The sequence below is a fragment of the Arthrobacter antibioticus genome, from assembly GCF_030063205.1.
Lineage (GTDB): Bacteria > Actinomycetota > Actinomycetes > Actinomycetales > Micrococcaceae > Specibacter.
On sequence record NZ_JASISQ010000005.1, the window covers coordinates 231138 to 255043 of the forward strand.

Below are 23906 nucleotides of genomic sequence, written 5' to 3' on the forward strand. Positions count from 1 at the left end.
CCCATGAAGTCCTGGTTCACCAAGCAACAACTGAGCAAGAGCGTATTGACTGCGCTGGCCGGCGTATCCGTTGTGGCATTGGCCGCATGCAGTGGCGGCTCTACCCCCGCAGCCAGCGATGGTGCTAACGGCAGTGCGGGCGCGTCAACTGACACCATTACCGTATACAACGCTCAGCACGAGTCCTTGACTCAGGCGTGGGTGGACGCGTTCACTAAGGAAACCGGCATCAAGGTCACCCTCCGTCAGGGCAGTGACTTGGAATTGAGCAATCAGATTATTGCTGAGGGGGATAAGTCCCCGGCGGATGTTTTCCTTACCGAAAATTCACCGGCCATGACGCAGCTTGAGAATGCAAACCTGTTCGCAGACATCAGCGCCAAGGTCCAGGAGCAGGTGCCCGCAGAGTACCGTCCCTCCACGAACAAGTGGGCAGGTATTGCTGCTCGCAGCACGGTTTTCGCGTATGACAAGAACAAGTTAAATGAGGCCACGCTGCCCAAATCCATCATGGACCTAGCCAATCCCGAATGGAAGGGTCGTTGGGCAGCGTCACCCTCCGGTGCGGACTTCCAAGCCATCGTTTCGGCAATGCTGGAACTCAAGGGCGAGGATGACACGCTTGCATGGTTGAAGGCCATGAAGGAAAACTCCACGGCCATCAAGGGCAACAGTGCCGCCATGAAGGCTGTCAATGCCGGCACCGTTGATGGGGCCGTGATCTACCATTACTACTTGTTTGGTGACCAGAACAAGACCGGCGAGAACTCCAAAAATGTTGCGCTGCACTACTTCAAGAATGAAGACCCGGGCGCCTTCGTATCCATCTCCGGTGGTGGCGTCTTGGCTTCTAGTGCGCACCAAGACAATGCCCAGAAATTCCTGGAATTTGTCACGGGCAAGGCTGGTCAGACCGTGTTGCAGACTGGCACGAGCTTTGAATACCCCGTTGGTTCGGACGTTGCAGCTAACAGCAAGCTGACACCGCTGGCTGATTTGCAGGCCCCGAAAATTGATCCCGCCAAGCTGAACTCAGCCAAGGTCACCGATCTGATGACGCAGGCTGGTCTACTCTAGTTCCAATGACTTCCCCAAAAAGTACGACGGCGGCCCGCAAGTTGGGCACCAAAATCCCACGTAACGCTGCTGGGGGCCGAGGCGCACGCCTCGGCCCCTGGCCCGTCGTCGTTTTTTGCCTTTTGATTGCTGCGTTCTCTCTACTGCCGTTGGGATTCGTGCTGTTCGCAACCATTGATGCAGGGTGGGAAACCATTGTGCCGTTGGTGTTTCGGGCGCGTGTAGGGGAACTGCTGTTCAATACCGTTTTGCTGGTTGTGATCACTGTGCCGCTCTGTGTGGTGATCGGTGTGGGTGGGGCGTGGCTGGTAGAACGCACCAGTTTGGCCGGGCACAAGATCTGGGCGGTGTTGTTAGCGGCGCCGCTGGCCATCCCGGCGTTCGTGAACAGCTATGCCTGGATTAGTGCGATCCCCACATTAGGGGGAATTTTTGGTGGGGTGCTGATCTCGGTACTTTCCTATTTCCCGCTGGTGTACATTCCTGTTGCCGCCGTGCTGAGTCGTTTGGATCCTGCCTTGGAACAGTCCGCGGCCTCGCTGGGGCTAGGGCCTTGGCAGGTATTTTTTCGGGTTGTGTTGCCGCAATTGCGTTTAGCAACAGCTGGCGGAGCATTGCTGGTCTCGCTGCACTTGTTGGCCGAATACGGCGCTTTCGCCATGATCACTTTCGACACCTTCACCACGGCCATTTACGATCAATTCCGTTCCACTTTTAATGGTGCGGCGGCGAATATGCTGGCCAGTGTCCTTGTTGTCTTTTGTTTGCTGTTGCTGCTGGCTGAATCTAGGTCCCGCGGCAGTGCTCGTTACGCTCGTGTTGGTGGCGGGGTGCAGTCCAGCCCCAACCGCTGGACATTGGGTGGATTTCAGCTCCCTAGCCAGATAGCGCTGGTGGCGGTGAGTGTCTTGGCTCTGGGGGTGCCACTGTGGCATGTAGGCAGGTGGCTGATCGCTGGTGGAAGCGAGATTTGGGTGGGGGGTCCGCTCCTAGAGGCCCTCATACAGACACTGGGTTACGGCTTAGCTGGCGCAGTCCTGACCACCGTGCTGGCTTTTCCACTTGCCTACCTGGTGATTCGCCATCCGGGACCCTTTAGCAAGGTCCTTGAAGCGGTTAACTACATCTCCAGTTCCATGCCCGGAATTGTCGTGGCGCTAGCCTTGGTGACCATCACCATCCACAATATCCCAGCCATCTATCAAACCTCAGTGGTCCTCGTGGCTGCCTACGCCTTGTTGTTCATGCCACGGGCGCTGGTGAATCTGCGGGCTGGTTTAGCGCAGGCACCACGTGAACTTGACGAGGCCGCCCAAGCACTGGGCAAACCGCCACTGCTGGCATTCATCAAAGTCACCCTGCGGCTATCCGCCCCCGCCGCGGCCGGTGGAGCTGCGCTAGTATTTTTGGGCATCGTCAATGAACTCACCGCCACGTTACTGCTTGCCCCCAACGGCACCCGTACCCTGGCAACACAATTTTGGGCGCGAAGCAGCGAAATTGACTATGTGGGTGCGGCACCCTACGCACTGTTGATGATTTTGCTCTCGGCGCCCATGACGTACTTGCTCTTTGTGCAATCCAAGAAAGCTGCAGGCCAATGACCTCTCAACCCACCGCCCCCCTCAGCTCACGTGTAGCCAGCTCTCGTGCAGCCAAAGAACAACGCACGTTTGTCATGGACTCAAGTGACACCCCTGATCACCTGGAACTGAGCGATGTTTGTAAGAGTTTTGGCGGCACGCCCGTGCTCAAGGGTGTGGACCTGGCTGTTGCGCAGGGCCGAACCACGGCAATCGTTGGCCCCTCAGGATCTGGCAAGACAACATTATTGCGGCTAATCGCTGGCTTCTCGGCACCCAACTCCGGGCGCATAGCCTTAGGTGGTGCCGAAGTTGCCGGGCCTGAGAAGTGGGTACCGGCGCACAAGCGCAGCGTGGGATACGTGGCCCAAGACGGCGCGTTATTCCCGCACCTTAGTGTTGGTGCCAACATTGCTTTTGGCCTTCATCTGCGGGGCAAAGCTGCTGCGCTGCGCGTGGGTGAGTTGCTGGAGATGGTTTCCATGGACCGCGCTTACGCTAAGCGCCGTCCGCACCAGCTCTCCGGTGGACAGCAGCAGCGTGTGGCGTTGGCGAGGGCGCTTGCCCGGCAGCCGGAGCTGATGCTGTTGGATGAACCGTTTAGTGCACTTGACGCAGGCTTGCGAGTATCTACGCGCAAGGCCGTCTCCCAGACGCTAGAGCAGGCCGGTGTAACCACCATCTTGGTCACGCACGATCAGGCCGAGGCGTTGAGCTTCGCCGATCAGGTGGCTGTCATGCGCGATGGCAGGTTGGCCCAAATTGGTAGCCCCTTTGTTGTTTACACTCGCCCCGCAGACAGGGCCACCGCAGAGTTCCTAGGGGATGCTGTCATCCTTGAAGCCTGGATGGAGGGTTCGTTGGCGCTGTGCTCGCTAGGCGGCATTCCTGTGCGGCGTCCTCCCGTGCAGGGCAAGGTGCATTTGATGCTGCGCCCCGAGCAGATCAGGATTTCCAGCGGTGGCCCCATCCGGGGGCGCGTGGTGGATACTGACTACTTTGGCCCGGAGACCACTGTGCGCATCCAGCTTGAACCCATCCTGGTCGACGCAGAGCATCCACTGGATCCGCACCAGCCCGTCGGTGGCGAAGTGATCAACATCCGCCACTGGAACGCAATGCTGGCACGCCCTGGAACCGAACTTTCACTGAAAGTGGTGGGTGAAGGCGTCGTTTTCCCGTGGGAAGGATAGCGCCAGCCTCTTTCCGCTCCGCGAGTTGCCACTTATGGTGTCCATAGCGCGCATTTGGGCACCATAAGTGGCAACTCGGGGCCGGTAGCCGGACCTGACTCAACGTGGAACGCAGAAACCCCCTGGATTCGTAAAGAATCTAGGGGGTTTCGTTGGGGCCTCCAAACAGAATCGAACTGTTGACCTTCTCATTACGAGTGAGACGCTCTACCAACTGAGCTATGGAGGCCTGTGCTAGCCGAACTCCCATTGAAATAGGCAGCCGAACACAAGAAACCACTCTAATATGCGTGGGGCGGATGTACAAAATCCGCACCACGAAATACTGTCCCAGTGAAGAAGGCTCAGCAGGTAACGCCCGCTGCTGGGACCTTTCCATCCACAAAGTATGCGTCAACTGTTGCGCTCAAACACTCGTTGGAGCGTCCGTAAGCCGTGTGTCCCTCACCTTTCCACGTTACAAGAACGCCGGAATCAAGCTGCTTGGCAAGTGCCTCGGACCAGGCGTAGGGGGTTGCCGGATCTCCTGTGGTGCCAACAACCAGGATGGGGCCGGCACCCGCTGCGGAGATCGGGGCGGGTTCACCCGTTGCCGGGAAGGGCCAGAATTTGCACGTCAAACCCGAGTAAGCAAGGAGTTCACCAAAAGTGGGGGCAGCCTTTTTTAGGAGCTCGGTCTGCTCACGCATGTGTGCCAGATCCGAGTTCATGGGGTAATCAAGGCAGTTGATTGCAGTGAAAGCGGCAGCTGTGTTGGAGTTGTATTTGCCATCGGAATCGCGGTCGGCCGAGAAGTCAGCCAACATCAACATGCCAGAGGCGTCCCCGGCAAAAGCCTGCGTCAAAGCGCCTGTCAGTGGCGCCCACAGATCTGTTGAGTACATGCCGAAGGCCAGAGCACCGGTGAATTCGGTTCCGGTGACCACCCGTCCCTCAGGAGTTTGCTGCGGGGTTGCCGTGTACACCTCGTTGAGCTCGCGTATTTGCTTCATGGCTGCGTCTACAGTGCCAGAGACGGGGCAATCAGTGCCGCTCAAACAATTGGCAACCCACGCCCGCATCGCATTTTCAAAGCCCACCGCTTGGCCCATCGAGACTTCATCTATATCAAGGGAGGGGTCCATAGCGCCGTCAAGAGAAAACTTTCCAACCCGCTCAGGGAACAACCCAGCGTAGGTGGCACCCAGTTTGGTGCCGTAGGAGAAGCCCATATAGTTCAGCGCTTTGTCTCCCACCACGGCTCGCAGAATATCCATGTCACGGGCGGAGCTAACGGTGTCAAGGAAGGCCAGTTCTGGACCGGAGTTCTTTTGGCACAGCTCCGACTCGGTTTTAGTTTCAGCCTCCGCCGCGGCATATCCTTCCTCGGTGGACATATCAAATTCTTTTTGCCGGGCTGCGTCCATCTGCGCATCATCAAGGCACTTTACCGGTGTGGAGCGTTTGACCCCGCGAGGATCAAAGCCAACAACGTCATAAGCGCCGCGCAGTTTCGCCGAAAAATATGACTGCGCCCCGTCTTTGACCATATCCACGCCGGAACCGCCTGGTCCGCCGGGGTTGATCAGCATTGCACCCTGCCGATTACCAGATGCCGGAAGCCGAATCGCCGAGAGCTTGATGGACTTTTTCTTTGGGTTCTTGTAGTCCATTGGCACCTCAACTTCGGCGCATTGGAAACCCCCATTGCAGGAAGTCCAGGTGACGGCCTGAGTGTAAAAATCCTGAAGCTCAGCGGGCACCTCTCCCACCACATCCGCGGACGCCGAGGTTTTCACCGGCTGATCAGGAGCCAGCACCGAGCACGAGCTCAGCAACATCGCAACCACGGCGCCAAGGGCGAGAAAAAAGTGGGGGCGGCGTTCTCGGAGTACGTTTCCAGCTGTCATACAGAAGTCCTTTATGGGTTAGAGCAGGCTAACTGCCATGGCTTCAAGAGCCAGCAGTGGGGCAACATTGGTGGTGGTAAGACGGCGTCGCACAGCGTTGATAGCGTCCATGCGTTCAAGAGTGGCTTCTGGGCGGGAACCGGCAGCGAATTCCGTCAGCGCCCCGCGCAGTGGTTCATTGACAAGCTCCAGGATCTCCTGTTCGACGCCGGATCCTGCGCGGGAGTCCAACTGCAGTACCAGCACGTCCCTGTAGAAGGACAACAGATCAGTTAGCGCCCGGTCCAGATGGTCGGTCACCGATCGCTTGGCGCGGCGCTTTTGGTCCTCTTCAAGGGCGCGGACCTGGCTGCGCATGGGAGGCGGCAGCGTCCCGGTCTCTGGGGCACCCAAGTTACGCAGTAGGGTGGCCTTTTCAACGGCGTCGCGCTCTTCATTGGAGGAAGCCGCTTCAGCCTGAGCAAGCTCAAGCAGGGACCCGGCGGCAAGGACAGCTGTGGTTACGTCACGCAGGTTCAGCGGCAGGGACACTGTGGTGTTGCGTCGTTCCCGGGCGCCAGCATCGGTAGCCAGCCGGCGGGCGATGCCGATGTGACTTTGCGCGGCACGGGCGGCATAGAGCGCCAGGTCGGGTTCAATGCCATCGCGACGCGCCAGCAATGCCGCAACATCAGCAACCGGAGGCAGCCGAAGGGTTAAAGTGCGGCAGCGGGACCGGATGGTGACAAGCACATCTGCCGGGCTGGGGGCGCACAGAATCCAGATGGTCCGCGGCGGGGGCTCCTCGATGGCTTTAAGCAGCACATTGGTGGTGCGCTCGGCCATGCGGTCGGCATCGCCGACAATGATGACGCGCCAGCGGGCCGAAGAAGGGCTGTCGTGAGCTTTGCGCACAAGATTGCGGGCTTCTTCGATGGTGATGGTGGTTTTTTCGGTCGCAATGAACGTGACATCGGCATTGGTGCCGCTCATGGTGGTGTGGCAGGCCTTGCACACGCCGCAGCCTCGAGCCGCCAGTTCAGGACGGTCACACACCAGTGCAGCAGCAAAGGCGAGGGCCGCGTTTGAACGCCCCGAACCAGGGGGGCCCGTCAAGAGCCAGGCGTGTGTGGGCGCAGCAGACTGGGCGGCACGGCGAAGCTGCGCCACCACCGACTCCTGGCCTTGAAGATCTACCCAGACACTCATGCTGTGCCGGCCGTCTGCCCCTGAACGCCGGATCTCTCAGGGCCGGATCTTTCAGGCCCGGGAGCCGGTTCTGCGGCAAGTAGAGCCAGAACGCGGTCCTTGATTGCCGCCGCCAGCTCGGCAATGTCGGCCTTGGCTGGCAACACTAGGTACCGCTGCGGGTGCGCCGAAGCGAGTTCTAGAAATGCGGCGCGAATAGTGGCGTGGAAGTGATCAGGCTCGGATTCCATCCTGTCCTCAGTAGCATCGCCTGCGGTGCGCCGGTTGCGGCCGTCGGCAGGAGTCACATCCAGCAACACCGTCAGGTCCGGCCAAAGACCATCCGTAGCCCATTCGTTGAGCGTCACGATGGCCTGGGTGCCCAGCCCGCGGCCGGCACCCTGATAGGCGATGGAAGAGTCAGCGTACCTGTCGCTGATCACAATTTCACCGCGTGCGACGGCGGGGACGATCACCTGTGCGGCGTGCGCGGCCCTGGCGGCAGCAAAGATCAGCGCCTCGGTTTTTGCATCAATTTCACCTTGGCCGTGTTCAAGGACAAGGGAGCGCAGCTTTTCTCCTACGGGAGTCCCGCCTGGCTCGCGGGTCCGGCGGACTTCGCGTCCGGCGTCGGAGAGGACATCGGTCAGCAAAGCGGCTTGGGTTGATTTTCCAGCGCCGTCGCCGCCCTCAAAAGCAATGAATAGGCCCGGCGCCGGGGCTAAGGAATGAGTCACGTCATTAGCCTACCGGCCCCAGCTGAAAGCCACCTTGCCGTGGGGTGTCGTGGCTGCGAACCTAGTCCAATAGGGCAGCGGTCATGCGGTTGGTGTTGGTCTTCATCATCTCGATATAGGTTTGTGCGCCTTGGCCAGCAGCGCTGAGTGACTCCGAGAATAGCGGCACGATCTGCACCCGGATTTTCGCCTCTTCTGCCAGAACCGTGGCGAGTTTGTCCGGCTGTGAGGTGTCGGCAAAAATAGCCGGAACCCCTGCCTCGCGGATCGTGCTGGCCAGGTCGTTGAGGTCGGAGGCACTGGGTGCCGCAAGCGTAGTTCCACTGGGGATAACGGCGCCAATCACCTCCAACTCGAAACGCTGCGCCAGATAGCCAAACACGTGATGGTTGGTGACGAGTTTGCGCTTCTGTGCAGGAACGGCCGCAAATTTGGCGGACATCCACTGATCAAGTTCGCCAATATTTGCTTTGTAGGTGGCCGCATTGCTGTGTATGTGGGCAGGGTTGCTCAGCCGGACATGCTCTACGATGGCGTTCTCGATGGCACCCACGGCCGTCAAGACCCGCTGGGGATCGGTCCAAAAGTGTGGGTCCTGTGCGCCTGCCTCTCCAGTTCCCGGCAGTGTAATCGGGTTGATCACGGCGCCCACTTCCAGCACCGGCACACCCTGTTTCCTGGCCGATTCGACATGGCCAAGGACGACCTCTTCCAATCCCAGCCCATTGAAGATGATCACATCAGCTTGTTCCATTTCACCGGCCTGATGGGCTGAAATGCCAAAGGAGTGGGGATCGGCGTTGGCCTCCATGAGAACCACTACAGTGGCAGAATCGCCCACTATATTACGGGTAATATCACCTAAAATATTTGTGGTGACAATGATGGTTGCCTTCTCATTTGCCGGCGCCGCCGCGCACGCTGCGAGGACTCCGGCAGTAGCCAGCAGCGTTGCCATTAGTGCTAAGGCAGTGCGACGGCGTGATGGCACCGCCTGCTTGGACCCCCGGTACCTCATAGTCCCGTCTCCACGAGTTGGGCGAGCGGTTCCGTGGTGGTGAAGGTGCGGGCAACCCGAAGATTGTCCTTGTAATCGATCTCGTGGATCAGTGTGGACGCTGGGTCGCTGAGGTAGGCGCGGCCAGCGTCAAGTACCAGGGCGGGAGGTGGCCCGTGCTTCATTTGCTTTAGAAGAGCGGACTGATTTTCTACCAGGCCGGTCAGAGGGTCCAAAGCGTACAAGGTGCCGCTTTGACCCATCGCCAGTGCAGGGGATCCGTTGCCAGCTGTGGAGGCAACAACTATGGGTTCGGGGCTTGGTATGAAAGTGAGCTTTAGCGTCGCCACGTCTACGTGCCATAACCCCGTTGTGCCCGCAAGAGCAGTCAGCTCACTGGAGCCGGGCCGGTGGCTAAAGGAGGTTGCCGGCTCGTCGGATTCGTTTTCCGGATAGGGGATTTTGGTGGATGTAAGCGATCCTTCCTCCTCGCCGATGACCAAAACGCCATCACTGCAGCCAAAAACCACTCCGTGCCGGGTGCTTGCATGTCCCCGCAGCGCTGGACACGCTGTGGGTAGGAGCGAGCCCGAGGCGTTTCCCTCTGGGGCGGCTCCGTGCGTGTCAGCACCGGGACTCTGGCCCGCCGGCAGGTCAAAGGCTGCAACAGTTGTGGGTAGTTTGTCCTTTCCGGGGGAGCCTGTGACAAGCATGCGCCCTTTATAGGGAATAGCCAGGCCCGTGTGTGGGGTCCCTGGCAAAGTGGTTTCCACTGTGAGGACACCTGTTTCGAGTGTTTTGCGGTTCAGCACGGAGGTGTCTCCTGTTTGCTCATCAAAGATTCCTACCCAGTGCCCATCACTGGCCACAGCGCCAGCCGGGACGGGCGCCTTCGCCTGCAGTTGCTGAGCCGTGGAGTGGTAGAAGTGCTTGTGATCTCCGTGGTCCACCGCCCAGACACCTGTATCAATGACATTAAGCCCGGCCTCGGCAGTAGTTCTAAGAAATAGGAAGCGGCCGTCATGCTGCATCGATTCCGCACCAGGGAGGGTGAAAGTGTCCGTCTCATTCCCAGATAGAGGGTCAATTATGGAAATACTGCCGGCCTCCGTGGACAGGTAGGAGAGCCTCATTTGAGGTTCCTCAGCCTCCGTGGCACCGGCAACGAACCCATGGGGGACCGGTGCTGCAGCGGGGGAACCGCAGGCAACGAGTGCTGTGAGGATAAATGCGCAGATTAGTCCGGAGGTGGTTTTGGAAGAACTCATGCAGGGGCGCCTTTCTGGGCGGTGGTGTTCTCGGTAGTGTTCTCGGTGGTGGCCGCGGAGTGCGGCCGGAGGATCAATGGACGGAGAGCGCTCGCAGCACTGGAAATAAAGAACAACGCCACAGCCGAAGCAGCAATTGTGGCCCCGGCTGCGGTCCGCGCGTGCCACGAGATGAGCAGACCGGCAGCCACAGCTGTGCATCCCAGAACCGCTGCGATGCCCATGATGGCGGGAATGGATCGAGCCCATGGCAGAGCTGCGGCAGGTGGCGCAATCAGCAGCCCAAATACTAAGAGCGTGCCCACCACTTGGAACGATCCAGCCATGGCTGCCGTCACCAATAGCAAAAGCACAATGGCCGCCAGCTCCGGATGAAGCCCCAAGGTTGCCGCTTTACGCCCGTCAAACACCAAGGCCATAAACGGGCGGTGGAAGATGGCTGCCACCATTGCTGTGCCGGCCAGGATGGCGCACAACAACCAGATATCCGAGAACTTGACGGCCAGAATGTCGCCAAAGAGAATGCCCGTCAGATCCACGGCAAATGATCGTGACCGGGAAATGATAATCACTCCGGCCGCCAGCATGCCCACAAAGACGAGCCCGATTGAGGTGTCGTGGGAGAGTCGCTGGTGACGGGACATGAGTGAGACCCCAAGTGCCATCACTGTTGCACTGACAGCAGCGCCTAGTACCGGATTCAAGCCCAGCAACAAAGCCACAGCAATCCCGGGGAGCATGCCATGGGACATTGCATCGCCTAAAAAAGCCATGCCGCGCAGCACCACCCACGTGCCAACAATGGCGCATAAGAGGGCCACAACCGTTCCGCCCAGCAGGGCGCGCTGAACGAAGGAAACGTTGAAGGGTTCAAAAAGCCAATCCATACACTCAGCATACTATAATGAGAATCATTATCAATTACAGGAGATGTGCCGTGGATGCTGTCACTATTGTGGACGTTGGATTTTCGTATGGGTCACGCCAGGTCATTGATGGCCTGTTCCTCACGCTGGAGGCTGGGACTTTGACGGCCGTGAAAGGGGCAAATGGATCAGGGAAATCCACCCTTCTTGCCCTGATTGCGGGCACGCTTCGCCCATCCCGCGGGGTGGTTTCACTTGCCAGCCAGCAGCGCCCGGCTGTGGTGTTGCAGCGCAGTAAAGTCTCGGATGCGCTTCCGCTGACGGTTCGGCAGACGGTAGCCATGGGTTGTTGGGGAAACCGCAGTTGGCTCAAACCCTTGGGCAGAGGCGAGCATGCCGTGGTGGTTGACTCACTGGAGCGTGTTGGGTTGCTGGCTCTGGCTCACCGTCAGTTGGGTGAGCTCTCCGGCGGCCAGCGCCAGAGGGTCCTGCTAGCGCAAGGGATTGCCCAACAATCAAGGCTGCTTCTATTGGATGAGCCCGTGGCGGGAGTCGATGAGCAGTCGCGGGCGAGGATACGTCAGATTATCGCCACTGAAGTTCACCGGGGAGTCACCGTTGTGGAGGTGACCCACAGCCATGCGGATGCATCCGAAGCTGATCGGGTGCTAGTGATGGCACAAGGCGGGATTGTGGCGGATTCGCAGGTGCTTTGCGCGGCGGCAGCTAGCGAGTGGATGGGCGGCAATTAAGCAGAAGGCCGGGCGGTCCCACCCGATCAAGGAGTGGGGCCGCCCGGCCGCAGCTGTTTTATCCGGAGATACCAGTTATTTCATTGGGGACGTGCGGTAACGGGTGGGTTGCGCTCACTGTGCCTGAAGACAGGTCAATGACCTGAAGTAACTTCTTGGCCGGATCACTTACATAGGCTGTTTTCCCGTTTGAGAAGAGCGCCGGCCGGGGTTGCTGCCATTCCGTGGGTTCTTCCCAGGGGGTGACGGCGGCAATGGCGGCGGTTTCTTTGCCGGAGTGAGCGTCGTGGATATGAAGTTTGCCGTCCGTACCAAGGATGAGGGCCTCACCCTTGGCGCCGCGGGCCAGGGAGCGGAAGGAGTATGAGTAGTCAATGGCAACGGTGGTGAGCTTTCCGGTGGCCGTGTCCGTCAAGGAGAACGCTGCAGGGCGTTCGTGCTCAGCATCTTTATCTGTTTTGTAATCTCCCAGCACTACGGAGGAGGTGGCGCTGCCGGCCTGGGTGCCAATTCTGCCGTGACCGTCAGGGGAGGAAATCTTGGTGATGATTCCGTCCTTGATGAGCAAGGTGCCATCCTCGCAGCCAAGTACCACCGCCTCGTCCTTGGCTGAGGCCTCTCCGTGGACTCCGGGGCACTCATCGCTTTGTGCCAAGACGGCCCGGGCGCCGTCGGCGCCAGGTTTATCCAGCAACGTGGCACCAGTGCGGGCTTCGCTGGTCCCGTTCGTGACCACCAGCTGACCGTTGGCAAGTTGAACAGCCACGCCGTGGTGGGCGGCGCTGGTCTTGAAATTTTGTGTTGTGGGCAGCTCGGCAGCTTCCAGGTCCTTTGATGTGAACACCTGAACTTCGCCGGTACCGTCGTCAAAGAGGGCTGTTTTTCCTGCGTGGCCCACCACATGTCCGGGTTTGGTGGCGGAGAACAATCGCTCCTGAAGTTCCGGAGGTGCTGTGAAGTGGTGATGGTGATCCCCGTGTGGTTCCGACCAACTGCCCATATCCAGGACCTGGAATCCGGCGGTGGTGGAGACAAGTACGTGGCGTCCGTCCCCAGCCGGGCTGACCCTGTTGAATCCGGCAAGAGGCAAATCGGCTGTGACCTTGCCGGTGGCTGCATCCAGAACGCTCATGCCGCCGTCGTGCGTCAGGACAAGCCTGGGTGCGGCGGCATCGACCTCCGTGCGTTCGGCGGCATGGGCGGCATGGGAACCGTGGGGGTGCTCGGAAGCAACAGGAGAGTCGGTGGAGGCGGAAGACGGGCTGCCGCACGCGGACAGGGTTAGCGCAGCAATAATGGCGAAGGCGCTCAGGGTAGGGGCGGCGAAACTGCGCGCTCGAGGGACTGTAGTGAGAGGTGGATTTAGTTCTTCTTTAGTGATCATGACACCGATGCTAACCTTAATGAGAATCATTATCAAAACAAGGACTGGTGAAACCAGGAAATGTTGCCCCAGGTTCAACGACTCAAATTGTCGCTGCCGTGAACCGGCGGTCTACGCTGGAAGTTATGACGTACAACGCTGCCGAACACCCTAAGAACCTGAGCCCCGACACAGTTGTTGTTGCTGCGGGCCGGCCCGCCCGGGAGCATGACGCGCCGGTGAATCCGCCCATAGTTCTCTCCTCCACATATGTGGGCACCGGCGAAGTTGTTGATGGCGACAGGGCCTATGGGCGTTACTCCAACCCCACGTGGGACCCGTTGGAAGACGCATTGGGTCAGCTGGAGGGTGCCACCCTTCCTGCGCTGATCTTTAGTTCGGGCCTGGCAGCGGCCTCCGCAGCTCTCTCGCTAGTGCCCACGGGAGGGGTGCTCGTTATGCCAACGCACTCGTATCAGGGGGCGTTGGTTATGGCGCAGGAGCAAGCGGCAAAGGGTTTGTTCACGCTGCGCACAGTGGATATTGCCAATAATGATGAGGTTATTTTGGCTCTCACCGGCAGCGGGGAGAAGGCCGCTGACATGCTCTGGCTGGAGAGTCCAACCAACCCCATGCTGGAGGTGGCGGACATCGGCCTCCTCTGCCGTTCCGCACAAGCCGTTGGCGCCATCGTGGTCACCGACAACACCTTCTCCACCCCGCTGGTGCAGAAACCGCTGGAGCTGGGTGCTGACATTGTGCTGCACTCAGTGACCAAATATTTGGCCGGTCACTCCGATGTCATCCTCGGCGCCCTAGCCACATCCAATCCCGAACTGCGCCATGCGCTGCTGCATCACCGCTCAATTCACGGCGCCATCGCCGGCCCCTTCGAGGCCTGGCTTGCCCTGCGTGGTTTGCGCACCCTGGCCCTGCGTGTTGAGCGCTCGCAGGCCAGTGCAGCGGTACTTGCCGAACGTCTTGATGCGCACGACGGCGTCACAAAAGTACTCTTTCCCGGATTGCCTTCGGACCCGGGTCACCAGCGGGCCACGGCACAGATGAGCGGTTTTGGTTCCATCCTGTGCGTCGAAGTTGCTGGTGGTGCCGATGCGGCCAACGCGCTGGTTGAGGCCCTGCAGGTGTGGACCCCAGCCACTTCGCTTGGTGGCGTGGAGTCATTGATCGAACGCCGGCGTCGTCACGCGAACGAGCCCGAGACAGTTCCGGCAAACCTCTTGCGGCTGAGTGTTGGCATTGAAAACGTTGAAGACCTTTGGAGTGACCTTGAGCAGGCACTTGCTCAGGTGGCGCCCGCGACTTCCATCCCGCGCGACGCCCTGTAAGCTTGAGCCGTGGTCATTTTCGTGAACTTTATGCAGTTTCTCATCCTCGTGGCTTTAGGTTTGACGGCCGTGGGCATTCAAGGCTGGGCGTTTATAGACTGCCTGCGCACATCTGCCAACGATTTTGAGCGCGTATACAAGCGGACCAAAACGTTCTGGACGGCACTTACGGCCGGAGCGTTATTCTTTGGCATCATCTACGTGGTGCCGCCATTGCTGAGCCTGACGGTTCCGCAGCTGGGCATGAGTTTGATCCTTAGCCTCGGCGGAGTCACAGCGGCAGGGGTCTACTTGGCCGATGTTCGGCCCGCTTTGGTTGACGCGCGCGGGCGTGGTCGCGGACAGCAAAACCGCGGCTCATCCTGGTAAGAAATCACTGAAACCGGACGAATTGGTGCTAGCCCGGATCCACGGCTGACCAAGCCACCGTCAGCTCACCCAAGCGCCAACGGGAGGGTGAACGCACAACCGGCCAGCCGTCGTCGTACATTTGGGTGCACATATTCAGCCACCGCTGCCTGTTGCCAAAGGCGGCCAGGGGAGCAGCGGCGAGCCAATGCTTGTCTAGAGCTTGCAAAAAGCTGTGGATTTTCTCCCCCGGCACATTGTGATGGATCAGCGCTTTTGGCAGTCGCTCGGCAATATCGGAGGGCAACTCGAAACCGCCGAATCGCAGGGAAATGCTCAGCGACTGGGGACCATTGGTATCCAGCGCCACCCATGTGCTGCGCCGCCCAATCTCATCGCAGGTGCCGTCAACAAAGATGCCCTGCGGGGTCAGCCGCGAACAAACCGTGTCCCAGATCAGCCTGACGTCGGCCTCGTCGTATTGGCGCAACACGTTGAAGGCGCGCACCATAGTTGCCTTGCCGGGGACGGGGATTTCGAATCCGCCAACGCAGAAATCTAGGCCGTCGTGCTCGAGTCCTTTGGCATTGCGGACGCGCTCAGGCTCAATCTCGATGCCTGTGACATGAGCGCTGGGGCAAATCGCGTGGATGCGGGAATACAGCTCAACGGCTGTGGCAGGGGAGCCGCCATAGCCAAGGTCCACAACCAGGGGTGCGGTTTCACAGGCCAAACGCCATGCTTGGGGGCCGGCCAGCCAGCGGTCAACCCGGCGCAAGCGGTTGGGATTAGTTGTGCCGCGGGTGACGTTACCGAAGGGCTTGCTACGTTGGCGCGGGGTGCCTTGTGAGGGGTCAGTGGAAGAGCCTTTGACCCTCTGCGCACGTTGAACCACCAATAAAGCGTAAATGCCAAACTCCGCATGGCTATAAAACTGTGGTGACACTCACGTCTTTGATTCTGGCGCACCGTCACGTGCGCTGGTGCCGCAGGGCTCACGGTGGCGGCACCTGCCCACGGGATGGTGCGCAGGGGTGGAAGTGGTCGGACAGCGTAGCAATTCGGGTCCGCCGCTCCCGGCCGGTAGAATGAGGCTATGACTTATACGCTGATTTTGCTTCGACATGGCCACAGTGAGTGGAACGCCAAGAACCTGTTCACCGGCTGGGTGGACGTTGATTTGAATGATCAGGGCCGCACGGAGGCCGTTCGCGGCGGTGAGCTGCTGGTGGAGAACAACCTTCTACCGGATGTGCTGTACACCTCGCGCCTGAAGCGTGCCATCAACACGGCCAACCTGGCCTTGGAAAAAGCTGACCGCGGCTGGATTGACGTCAAGCGCGACTGGCGCCTGAACGAGCGCCACTACGGTGCATTGCAGGGCAAGGACAAAGCCCAGACACTGGCCGAGTTCGGCGAGGCACAGTTCATGGAGTGGCGTCGCAGCTACGACACCGCCCCGCCCGCGCTCTCTGATGACAGCGAATTTTCTCAGGCGCACGATCCCCGTTACGCGGATTTGGGTGATGACCTGCCACGCACCGAGTGCCTCAAGGATGTCCTGAACCGTCTGCTGCCCTACTGGGAATCAGATATTAAGGAAGATCTCAAGGCCGGCAAGACGGTTCTTGTCACGGCCCATGGCAACTCGCTGCGTGCCATGGTCAAGCACCTGGACGGCATCTCCGATGATGCCATCGCCGCACTGAACATCCCCACCGGCATCCCGTTGCTGTATGAACTCGATGAGAACTTCGCCCCCATCACCCCCGGGGGCAAGTACTTGGATCCGGAGGCTGCTGCGGCCGCCATTCAGGCAGTAGCGAACCAGGGTAAGAAGTAGCAATTCACACCCCTTCCCGTTGAGGTTGGAGGTCATGACACCCCGGAGGAACGAACGGGGTGTCATGACCTCCAACCGCAACGGTGTGTGCTCCGTGGCGCGGGCTTTAGCGGCTGAGCCGGCACTGGAACCAGAAGAACGACGGCGGGAGGTCACCTTTTTTCAAAAAGGTGACCTCCCGCCGTCGTTCTCCAACTGCTGCTCCTGCTTAGGGATCTAGCTGGCCAAGAAGTCCTCTGGCTGCCATTCCCCGGTCACCAAGTAGGAAACCTTGCGCGCAACGGAAACGCCGTGATCGCCGAACCGCTCAAAGTACCGGCTAGCCAAGGTGACATCCACTGTTGTTGCAGCGGTTTCGTTCCATTCGGGTGCGGCCATGGTGGTGAAAACGCTCTTGTGGATGGTATTGATCTGCATTTTGGCTGTGGTGATATCGCCTACGAGCTCCAAATCACGGCTTTCCAGCAGCTCAGTGACTTTCTCGGCAATGACAATATCAAGGCGCGCCAACTCGGCAAACGTTTCCGTCAGGGAAGCCGGGATGACGTGATTGGGGAAGCGCAAGCGCGTCAGCTGACCAATGTGGCGGGCAAGATCGCCCATGCGCTCAAGTGAGGCACTCATCCGCAGCGAACCAACAATCATGCGCAGATCACTGGCAACTGGTCCCTGCAACGCCAACACATCGATGGCGCGCTCATCTAAATCATTTTGCAGGAAGTCGATCCGGGCATCGGCTGCAATGACTTCCTGGGCCGTTTGAAGGTCGGCTGCCGCAAACGCTGTGGAGGCTTTGGTGATGGCCTCGCCAACCAGTGCGGAAATCTCGATGAGTCCCTCGCCAATCTGGTGAAGCTCGGCCTGGAAAACTTTACGCACGCGTGTGTCCTTTCATGGGCAGGGCAACAGGTGCCCTTCAGTACGCTTCAGCATGGCACTTGAACGTGAACATGTTGACACGTCAAGGTGAACGTTTGTTGAACGGGCGCTGCCAAGAGGCTGTTTTGCTAAAAAGGGGCTCGGCACCGCATAGGCTGATCAGGTGGATCCCATGGTAGTTGGACTGATAGCCGGGCTCATAGGCCTAGCCTTGGGCACCTTTGGCATGTTCGCATTCAGTATTAGCGAACGTTCCCGCGGGCTCACCATCGACATTGGCGAGCCAATGCTGCCCGACGGTGCAGCGGAGGTCCTTTCGGTTGTGGGCAAGGCCTACATAGTTATTGACACTGTTGACGGCGTGGTGCGTGCCAGTCCCGGCGCCTATGCTTTTGGGCTGGTCCGCGGTCACACGGTGGTCCACCAGGAGTTGCTTGATCTGGCCCGCAGGGTACGGCGCGACGGCGTGATCGAGGAACGCGATTTGATCCTCCCTCGTGTGGTGCTGCCGGCCGCGATACAAACCGGCGGTGCTCCCGGCATGCACGCAGCCCCAGGAACGCCCGCCAACGTGGCCCCTGTCAGAAGCATCCCAGATTCCTTGAGCGCCCACGGCGCACCGGGACAGGGCACCTTGGTTATTCAGGTCAGGGTAGCGCCGCTGGGCGAGGAATACATTCTCTTGCTGGCCGACGACCGCACAGAAATTGCGCGTACCGAGGCAGTCCGCAACGACTTTGTCGCCAATGTTTCACATGAGCTTAAGACTCCGGTAGGCGCCATCTCGCTCCTGGCAGAAGCCCTTGAGTCCGCACCTGAAGACCAGGCAACTGTCCGCCGGTTTGCTTCACGGATGATGAAAGAGTCTGCGCGGCTAGCTGCGCTTGTCCAGGACATCATTGAACTTTCCCGCCTCCAGGGAAAAGACGTGGCAAGTGCTGGCACCGAAGTGGACATGAACGCCGTGGTTGCCGAAGCCGTTGACAGGACCCGCCTGCCCGCACAAAGCAAAAATATAGCGCTGGTAGTGGGTGCCCCCCTGCCCGCAGTTGTTTATGGCGACCAGCCCCAACTTGTCACGGCCCTGCGGAACCTGATCGACAACGCCGTGCGGTACTCCTCCGATAACACGCAGGTAGGGATCGCCCTCTCGGTGCATGACGGCGTGGTTTCCGTCAGTATTTCGGACCAGGGTGACGGGCTCTCCCCGCAGGAGCAGGACAGAATTTTTGAGCGCTTTTACCGCGTTGACACCGCCCGATCCCGGCACACCGGCGGGACAGGCCTGGGTCTGAGCATCGTCAAGCACATCACCAGCAATCACGGCGGCGAGGTGACACTGTGGTCAGCGCCAACAATGGGCTCCACCTTCACTGTGCGCTTGCCCGAACTTTCCAATCCAACGTCCGACGGCGCTAAGCACCACCGCGCCGACCGGCACCCCGGCTTGATCTAAAGGAGCGCAACAAGCGTGAGCAGAATTTTGATTGTCGAAGACGAGGATTCAATTAGCGATCCTTTGTCATTCCTGTTGTCGAAGGAAGGCTACGAGGTACAGGTGGCCGATAACGGTCTCGACGCCTTGGTTGAGTTTGATCGTAACGGTGCCGATCTGGTGCTGCTAGACCTCCAGTTGCCGGGGATGAGTGGCACTGAAGTGTGCAAGCACCTGCGCCAGCGCTCCGGCGTCCCCATCATCATGCTCACGGCCAAGGACTCGGAGATTGATAAGGTGGTGGGCCTTGAACTGGGGGCCGACGACTACGTGACCAAACCATATTCCTCCAGGGAACTGATTGCTCGGATTCGTGCCGTGCTGCGCCGCAACGGGGAACCCGAGGAGCTGATGGATTCAACTGTCCATGCCGGTCCCGTGCGCATGGATGTGGAACGGCACGTAGTTAGCGTGCATGGGAATACTGTCTCATTTCCTTTGAAGGAATTTGAACTGCTGGAAATGTTGCTGCGCAATGCCGGCAAGGTCCTCACTCGCGGCCAGCTGATCGACAGGGTGTGGGGCTCGGACTATGTGGGCGACACCAAAACACTTGACGTGCATATTAAACGTCTGCGCAGCAGGATTGAACCGGACCCCGCTGCCCCGAAGTTCCTTGTCACTGTGCGTGGACTTGGCTATAAGTTTGAGCCCTGAGCACGTGAGGTGCCAACTTTTCGTGGGGTGAACCCAACGTGAGATTGGAGCTAATGACGCCTCGTCGCATTCCTCGACTCCGTCGGTGGCGCCTGGTGCATGAATTATGGGGAAATAAAGAAGTGGAGCGGGTTATCTAAAAAAGATAACCCGCTCCACTTCTTTATTTCTGTGAGCATGGGCCGTGAGGCGGCTCAAAAATTAAGGGGCGGTGGTGGCCTCTGCAGTGGGTTCCATTGCAGCCTTAGTGGTGGCCTCCGGTGTTGGTACCAAGTTCTTGTACTCGGCCAACGTGCCATCAAGCACGGGGACCTTCAACGTGGCGCTTTCACTTCCGGCACCGGACTGGCTTAGTTCAAGGGTCTCGAGGCTGCCCGGGCGTTGCGCCACGGTGCTGAGAATGGCTTTGTCGGCCTTGTCATTGAGAACCAGCGGTGTACCGGGCTTTACGGAGATTTCCGTTTGTGCGCCCGCGGCACCATTAAACGTCAGGGTGATATCCGAATCTGACTGGTTGTAGAACGTGCCAATAACCCGACCTGGTGCACCAGCGGCATCGGAGATGATCAGCACGTTACGCAGTTCCAGCTGGCCCATATCCAGGCGGACTCCATCTGATGCGGAGTAAACCAAGGTGGTGCTTTGCTGGTTGATGGCACTGCAACCGGTGAATGTCATGGCACCAACACCAATGGCTGCAATCAGGCTCAAGCGTTGCGCTCGTTTGGTACCGCGAATGCCGGCAGCGATTCTCACGTCAATAACTCCTCATGGAAAAGACAAAATATCTTTGCCCAGCTTATCCGTAAAACTGACAAATGTACTCTTCCGTCCAGGCGTGGCAACTTTAGTGTTGGCACCTCAACCTCTACGATGCATCTCATTGATTTTTAGTCAAGGGGTGAACAATTCTCCAATTGTTGGAGGAATTGCGCGGTCAGCGTAGCGCCTGCGGCCGCTGACCTGCGGAAACTCAAGGGAGTGGTTAGTTAACCGTGGTAAACTAGGTTCATTGGAAAGGGAGAATCCACATGCTTTTTGAGGTCGGCGAGACAGTAGTTTATCCACATCACGGTGCGGCGAAGATCGAAGAGATCAAGATGCGTACCGTTCGTGGTGAAGAGAAAATGTATCTCAAGCTCAAGGTTGCGCAGGGGGATCTGACAATTGAAGTTCCCGCAGAGAACGTAGACCTTGTTGGGGTTCGCGATGTTGTAGGTAAAGAAGGGTTGCTGCACGTATTTGAAGTGCTGCGCGCAGAGTTTACGGAAGAGCCCACCAACTGGTCTCGCCGTTACAAAGCAAACCTGGAAAAGCTTGCATCCGGTGATGTTATTAAGGTTGCAGAAGTAGTTCGCGACCTGTGGCGTCGAGACAATGACCGCGGTTTGTCGGCAGGCGAGAAGCGTATGCTCGCCAAGGCACGGCAGATCCTTATTTCCGAGCTGGCTCTGGCGGAGAAGACTGATGAAGACAAGGCAGCAGAAGTCCTTGACGAGGTTTTGGCTTCATAAGCTCTAAGTATTTTTCTAAAGGAAAACCCCTGCACCCGTTGGTGTGGGGGTTTTCCTGTGCCAGTGCCAATGCCAATGCCAATGCCAGTGCCAGGTAAGGAACTAACCCAAGTAACTGGCCATTCGCCTAGCGGCTGCGGCACGAACGCCGGGCGGCCGACTAATGTAGTTGCTATGACAGAGGTGAAGGCCGGTTCGTGTGCCGTGGTGATAGTTGCAGCAGGTTCGGGCCAGCGCCTGGGCCATGGGGTTCCCAAGGCGCGAGTGCCGCTGGGCAATGAGGCAATGCTTGTGCATGCCGTTCGGGGCGTGCTGAAAGCCGGAATTGCTGCCCAAATTTGTATTGCCATTCCTGCAGAGGACCCCGAACTGTTGACATTATGCCAACGGCTAGGCGCAGAAGCTGCCAACGCGGGGTTGACGTTTAGTGTGGTTGACGGCGGAGCGCAGCGCTCAGATTCGGTTTACGCCGCACTGGCCGAGATCGCGGTTGGCGTCACCACTGTGATGATCCATGACGCCGCCCGGCCGCTGACACCCTCGGGTGTTTTCAACCGTGTGGCCGCAGCCCTGCGCGACGGCGCAAAAGCCGTCATCCCGGCGCTGGCAGTTTCAGACACCATTAAAACCGTGGCGCCAACCAATTTACCTGCCACGGGTGCGGGGGTGGAGAAGGTTGTGGGGACCCCACCCAGAAGCCAACTTCGTGCAGTGCAAACACCCCAGGGTTTTGAACTGGAAACCTTACGTAGGGCCTACGCACACGCATTGACGCTGGACGAGGACGCGGCCGCACGCATCACAGATGACGCCATGCTTGTGGAAGCCATTGGCGAAGAGGTGTACGTGGTCCAGGGCTCAACTCACAGTTTTAAAATCACCACACCCATGGACCTTTTGTTGGCTGAAGCCATGCTGGAGGGGCCGCTGCGGCCCCGCTGGATTGAGGGCTGAGCGGCTGTGATAATGCCACGCACAGGGATTGGTATTGATATCCACACCTTCGCCCCGGAAGACCAGCCCGCGCCACTGTGGCTGGCTGGATTGTTCTGGGAAGGCGAACGCGGGCTCAGTGGCCATTCCGACGGCGATGCCGTTGCCCACGCAGCCGCCGACGCCTTGTTCTCAGCCGCAGGGGTGGGCGATCTGGGCACTCATTTTGGTACTGCCCGGCCCGAATACCAAGGTGCCTCAGGGGTGAGTCTGCTGGCCGAGGCGGCAAGAATTGTACGGGGGGCAGGGTTTGAAATCGGCAATATTGCTGTGCAGTTCGTCGGGAACCGGCCCAAGTTCTCACCACGGCGCGGCGAAGCCGAAGCAACACTCAGCGCAGCCGCCGGAGCACCGGTATCAGTGAGCGCCACCACCTCAGACGGCTTGGGTTTTCCCGGCCGCAATGAGGGGATCACAGCCGTTGCCACCGCACTGGTTGTCAGTACGCACTCACGTCCAGACTCAGCGCTGCCGCAGATCCCCGGGCAACAAGATAGCCTAGAAACGTGACTTTGCGATTCTACGACTCCGCCACCGCCTCCGTTCGCGACTTTACCCCGCTGAAGCCAGGGCAGGCCTCGCTGTATTACTGTGGCGCCACAGTACAGGGTGAGCCGCATATTGGCCATGTCCGTTCTGCGTTGGCCTTTGACCAGCTGACACGGTGGCTGCAGGTGTCCGGCTACGGAGTTACGGTTGTCCGCAATGTCACCGATATCGATGACAAAATCTTGGTCAAAGCGGCAGAAAACAACGAGCCGTGGTGGGCGCTGGCATACCGGTTCGAGCAGGCTTTCGGGGACGCCTATGACGCCTTGGGGATCCAGAAACCCACCTATGAGCCCCGGGCCACGGGCCACATTCCTGAGATGCACGCCCTCATTGAAACCCTGATCGAGCGCGGCCACGCCTACCCCGCCCTGGATGATTCCGGCGACGTATACTTTGATGTTCGCTCCTGGGGGCCATACGGTTCCCTGACCCACCAGAACATTGATGACATGCAGGCAGCGGCCGACGCCGATCCCCGGGGCAAGCGCGACCCCCGCGACTTTGCGCTGTGGAAGGGTTACAAGCAGGGAGAACCGGAAACCGCCCGGTGGGAATCTCCTTGGGGTGCCGGGCGCCCCGGCTGGCATTTGGAGTGCTCAGCCATGGTCACCAAATACCTGGGCACCGAGTTCGACATCCATGGCGGCGGGCTGGACCTGCGCTTCCCCCACCACGAAAATGAGATGGCGCAGTCCCAGGCGGCCGGGCACGGCTTCGCGAATTTTTGGATGCACAACGGCATGGTCACCTACAACGGTGAAAAAATGTCCAAGTCCATTGGCAATACCATCAACCCGCGCGAGATGCTGGAACTTGCACGCCCGCTCGTGGTCCGGTACTACCTGGGCCAAGCCCACTACCGTTCGGTGCTTGACTACCGCCCGGGCTCGCTGACCGAGGCTGCGGCCGCCGTTGAGCGTATTGAAACATTCATGCACGCTGCGGCAGGCCAGCTTTTCCCGGGAGGGGATGGGGGAGCTGTTTCCAAGATCCCTGATGGCTTCCGTGCTGCCATGGATGATGATCTGAACATCCCCGCAGCTCTGGCGGTGCTGCATGAGAGCGTCCGTGCAGGCAATACTGCGCTGGCCGCCAAGGACACCGCCGGAATCGAAGCCGCCTTCAGCGCCGCCGTTGGCATGAGCGCCGCGTTGGGAATCAACCCACTTGATGAACAGTGGGCTGATGGTGCCGGATCCCCGGCAGTCCTTGGCGCATTGGATCACTTGGTGCAGGCGCAGTTGGCGGCTCGTGCCCAGGCCCGTGCGGAGAAGAACTGGGCAGAATCTGATCAGATCCGTGACACGTTGGCCGCGGCAGGCATTGACATTGCCGATTCAGCCACGGGTTCAAGCTGGTCACTGCGCAAGTAGCCCCGTCACGGCAC

The 23906-nt window shown here is 59.2% G+C and carries 23 protein-coding genes and 1 tRNA gene; 13 read left to right on the forward strand and 11 right to left on the reverse strand.

Going from position 1 to position 23906, the window contains the following annotated elements; all coding sequences use genetic code 11:
- Positions 1 to 3: 3 nt before the first annotated feature.
- From QMG40_RS12625 to QMG40_RS12635, 3 genes are all read left to right on the forward strand, one after another.
- Positions 4 to 1077 (forward strand): iron ABC transporter substrate-binding protein, encoded by a 1074-nt coding sequence (locus QMG40_RS12625; RefSeq protein WP_283531405.1) that lies wholly within the window; start codon positions 4 to 6, stop codon positions 1075 to 1077.
- A gap of 5 nt (positions 1078 to 1082) precedes the next feature.
- Positions 1083 to 2681, forward strand: a complete 1599-nt coding sequence (locus QMG40_RS12630) for an ABC transporter permease (RefSeq protein ID WP_283531406.1) — start codon at positions 1083 to 1085, stop codon at positions 2679 to 2681.
- Positions 2682 to 2755: 74 nt separating this feature from the next.
- Positions 2756 to 3853, forward strand: coding sequence for an ABC transporter ATP-binding protein (locus QMG40_RS12635; protein WP_283531448.1), 1098 nt, complete (start codon positions 2756 to 2758; stop codon positions 3851 to 3853).
- Positions 3854 to 4006: 153 nt separating this feature from the next.
- Here QMG40_RS12635 and QMG40_RS12640 read toward each other — a convergent pair.
- From QMG40_RS12640 to aztB, 7 genes are all read right to left on the reverse strand, one after another.
- Positions 4007 to 4082, reverse strand: a tRNA-Thr gene (locus tag QMG40_RS12640).
- Positions 4083 to 4197: 115 nt separating this feature from the next.
- A complete protein-coding gene (locus QMG40_RS12645) occupies positions 4198 to 5742 on the reverse strand; it encodes an alpha/beta hydrolase (protein WP_283531407.1) in 1545 nt (514 codons plus the stop codon).
- Between the two features lie 18 nt (positions 5743 to 5760).
- Positions 5761 to 6930, reverse strand: a complete 1170-nt coding sequence (locus QMG40_RS12650) for a DNA polymerase III subunit delta' (RefSeq protein WP_283531408.1) — start codon at positions 6928 to 6930, stop codon at positions 5761 to 5763.
- Positions 6927 to 7646 carry a dTMP kinase gene (gene tmk / locus QMG40_RS12655; protein WP_283531409.1) on the reverse strand — a complete coding sequence of 240 codons (720 nt, stop codon included), beginning with the start codon at positions 7644 to 7646 and terminating at the stop codon, positions 6927 to 6929. Before tmk ends, QMG40_RS12650 begins: the two co-directional genes overlap by 4 nt.
- A gap of 61 nt (positions 7647 to 7707) precedes the next feature.
- Positions 7708 to 8664, reverse strand: a complete 957-nt coding sequence (aztC, locus tag QMG40_RS12660; protein ID WP_283531410.1) for a zinc ABC transporter substrate-binding protein AztC — start codon at positions 8662 to 8664, stop codon at positions 7708 to 7710.
- Positions 8661 to 9911, reverse strand: coding sequence for a hypothetical protein (locus QMG40_RS12665; RefSeq protein ID WP_283531411.1), 1251 nt, complete (start codon positions 9909 to 9911; stop codon positions 8661 to 8663). Before QMG40_RS12665 ends, aztC begins: the two co-directional genes overlap by 4 nt.
- Positions 9908 to 10798, reverse strand: a complete 891-nt coding sequence (gene aztB / locus QMG40_RS12670) for a zinc ABC transporter permease AztB (protein WP_283531412.1) — start codon at positions 10796 to 10798, stop codon at positions 9908 to 9910. The genes QMG40_RS12665 and aztB overlap by 4 nt, the downstream gene beginning before the upstream one ends.
- A gap of 50 nt (positions 10799 to 10848) precedes the next feature.
- Between aztB and aztA the strand changes: the two genes are divergently transcribed.
- Complete coding sequence (gene aztA / locus QMG40_RS12675) at positions 10849 to 11529, forward strand: zinc ABC transporter ATP-binding protein AztA (protein ID WP_283531413.1); 681 nt, start codon at positions 10849 to 10851, stop codon at positions 11527 to 11529.
- 58 nt (positions 11530 to 11587) lie between these two features.
- Here the strand turns inward: aztA and aztD are convergent, their stop codons facing one another.
- Positions 11588 to 12913 carry a zinc metallochaperone AztD gene (gene aztD, locus QMG40_RS12680; protein WP_283531414.1) on the reverse strand — a complete coding sequence of 442 codons (1326 nt, stop codon included), beginning with the start codon at positions 12911 to 12913 and terminating at the stop codon, positions 11588 to 11590.
- Positions 12914 to 13038: 125 nt separating this feature from the next.
- On the opposite strand from aztD, the gene QMG40_RS12685 reads away from it, so the two are divergent.
- Together QMG40_RS12685 and QMG40_RS12690 are read left to right on the forward strand one after the other, a co-directional pair.
- Positions 13039 to 14238, forward strand: a complete 1200-nt coding sequence (locus tag QMG40_RS12685; RefSeq protein WP_283531415.1) for a trans-sulfuration enzyme family protein — start codon at positions 13039 to 13041, stop codon at positions 14236 to 14238.
- Positions 14239 to 14247: 9 nt separating this feature from the next.
- Entirely contained in the window at positions 14248 to 14607 is a 360-nt protein-coding gene (locus QMG40_RS12690; protein ID WP_283531417.1) for a DUF2516 family protein, read from the forward strand.
- Positions 14608 to 14635: 28 nt separating this feature from the next.
- On the opposite strand, the gene QMG40_RS12695 is transcribed toward QMG40_RS12690, so the two are convergent.
- Positions 14636 to 15481, reverse strand: coding sequence for a class I SAM-dependent methyltransferase (locus QMG40_RS12695; protein ID WP_283531418.1), 846 nt, complete (start codon positions 15479 to 15481; stop codon positions 14636 to 14638).
- A 201-nt stretch (positions 15482 to 15682) separates the two neighbouring features.
- On the opposite strand from QMG40_RS12695, the gene QMG40_RS12700 reads away from it, so the two are divergent.
- Positions 15683 to 16429: a phosphoglyceromutase gene (locus QMG40_RS12700; RefSeq protein WP_283531419.1), complete on the forward strand. Its 747-nt coding sequence runs from the start codon at positions 15683 to 15685 to the stop codon at positions 16427 to 16429.
- A 216-nt stretch (positions 16430 to 16645) separates the two neighbouring features.
- On the opposite strand, the gene phoU is transcribed toward QMG40_RS12700, so the two are convergent.
- A complete protein-coding gene (phoU, locus tag QMG40_RS12705) occupies positions 16646 to 17308 on the reverse strand; it encodes a phosphate signaling complex protein PhoU (protein ID WP_283531420.1) in 663 nt (220 codons plus the stop codon).
- Positions 17309 to 17480: 172 nt separating this feature from the next.
- On the opposite strand from phoU, the gene QMG40_RS12710 reads away from it, so the two are divergent.
- Positions 17481 to 18764: a sensor histidine kinase gene (locus QMG40_RS12710; RefSeq protein WP_283531450.1), complete on the forward strand. Its 1284-nt coding sequence runs from the start codon at positions 17481 to 17483 to the stop codon at positions 18762 to 18764.
- Positions 18765 to 18779: 15 nt separating this feature from the next.
- Positions 18780 to 19460, forward strand: a complete 681-nt coding sequence (locus tag QMG40_RS12715) for a response regulator transcription factor (protein WP_283531421.1) — start codon at positions 18780 to 18782, stop codon at positions 19458 to 19460.
- A gap of 201 nt (positions 19461 to 19661) precedes the next feature.
- On the opposite strand, the gene QMG40_RS12720 is transcribed toward QMG40_RS12715, so the two are convergent.
- Positions 19662 to 20216: a hypothetical protein gene (locus tag QMG40_RS12720; RefSeq protein ID WP_283531422.1), complete on the reverse strand. Its 555-nt coding sequence runs from the start codon at positions 20214 to 20216 to the stop codon at positions 19662 to 19664.
- A 275-nt stretch (positions 20217 to 20491) separates the two neighbouring features.
- Between QMG40_RS12720 and QMG40_RS12725 the strand changes: the two genes are divergently transcribed.
- The 4 genes from QMG40_RS12725 (at position 20492) to cysS (ending at position 23892) form a co-directional block, all read left to right on the forward strand.
- Entirely contained in the window at positions 20492 to 20974 is a 483-nt protein-coding gene (locus QMG40_RS12725; protein WP_283531423.1) for a CarD family transcriptional regulator, read from the forward strand.
- 174 nt (positions 20975 to 21148) lie between these two features.
- Positions 21149 to 21928: a 2-C-methyl-D-erythritol 4-phosphate cytidylyltransferase gene (gene ispD / locus QMG40_RS12730; protein WP_283531424.1), complete on the forward strand. Its 780-nt coding sequence runs from the start codon at positions 21149 to 21151 to the stop codon at positions 21926 to 21928.
- 12 nt (positions 21929 to 21940) lie between these two features.
- A complete protein-coding gene (gene ispF, locus QMG40_RS12735) occupies positions 21941 to 22477 on the forward strand; it encodes a 2-C-methyl-D-erythritol 2,4-cyclodiphosphate synthase (RefSeq protein WP_283531425.1) in 537 nt (178 codons plus the stop codon).
- Positions 22474 to 23892: a cysteine--tRNA ligase gene (cysS, locus tag QMG40_RS12740; RefSeq protein ID WP_283531426.1), complete on the forward strand. Its 1419-nt coding sequence runs from the start codon at positions 22474 to 22476 to the stop codon at positions 23890 to 23892. Before ispF ends, cysS begins: the two co-directional genes overlap by 4 nt.
- Positions 23893 to 23906 lie beyond the last annotated feature (14 nt).

What these genes read in the sequence shown, in the direction of transcription:
- QMG40_RS12625 (WP_283531405.1), top strand. Translation starts at nt 4, where the DNA reads ATGAAGTCCTGGTTCACCAAGCAACAACTGAGCAAGAGCGTATTGACT.
- QMG40_RS12630 (WP_283531406.1), top strand. Translation starts at nt 1,083, where the DNA reads ATGACTTCCCCAAAAAGTACGACGGCGGCCCGCAAGTTGGGCACCAAA.
- QMG40_RS12635 (WP_283531448.1), top strand. Translation starts at nt 2,756, where the DNA reads ATGGACTCAAGTGACACCCCTGATCACCTGGAACTGAGCGATGTTTGT.
- QMG40_RS12645 (WP_283531407.1), bottom strand. Translation starts at nt 5,742, where the DNA reads ATGACAGCTGGAAACGTACTCCGAGAACGCCGCCCCCACTTTTTTCTC.
- QMG40_RS12650 (WP_283531408.1), bottom strand. Translation starts at nt 6,930, where the DNA reads ATGAGTGTCTGGGTAGATCTTCAAGGCCAGGAGTCGGTGGTGGCGCAG.
- aztC (WP_283531410.1), bottom strand. Translation starts at nt 8,664, where the DNA reads ATGAGGTACCGGGGGTCCAAGCAGGCGGTGCCATCACGCCGTCGCACT.
- QMG40_RS12665 (WP_283531411.1), bottom strand. Translation starts at nt 9,911, where the DNA reads ATGAGTTCTTCCAAAACCACCTCCGGACTAATCTGCGCATTTATCCTC.
- aztB (WP_283531412.1), bottom strand. Translation starts at nt 10,798, where the DNA reads ATGGATTGGCTTTTTGAACCCTTCAACGTTTCCTTCGTTCAGCGCGCC.
- aztD (WP_283531414.1), bottom strand. Translation starts at nt 12,913, where the DNA reads ATGATCACTAAAGAAGAACTAAATCCACCTCTCACTACAGTCCCTCGA.
- QMG40_RS12685 (WP_283531415.1), top strand. Translation starts at nt 13,039, where the DNA reads ATGACGTACAACGCTGCCGAACACCCTAAGAACCTGAGCCCCGACACA.
- QMG40_RS12700 (WP_283531419.1), top strand. Translation starts at nt 15,683, where the DNA reads ATGACTTATACGCTGATTTTGCTTCGACATGGCCACAGTGAGTGGAAC.
- QMG40_RS12710 (WP_283531450.1), top strand. Translation starts at nt 17,481, where the DNA reads ATGGTAGTTGGACTGATAGCCGGGCTCATAGGCCTAGCCTTGGGCACC.
- QMG40_RS12725 (WP_283531423.1), top strand. Translation starts at nt 20,492, where the DNA reads ATGCTTTTTGAGGTCGGCGAGACAGTAGTTTATCCACATCACGGTGCG.
- ispD (WP_283531424.1), top strand. Translation starts at nt 21,149, where the DNA reads ATGACAGAGGTGAAGGCCGGTTCGTGTGCCGTGGTGATAGTTGCAGCA.
- ispF (WP_283531425.1), top strand. Translation starts at nt 21,941, where the DNA reads ATGCCACGCACAGGGATTGGTATTGATATCCACACCTTCGCCCCGGAA.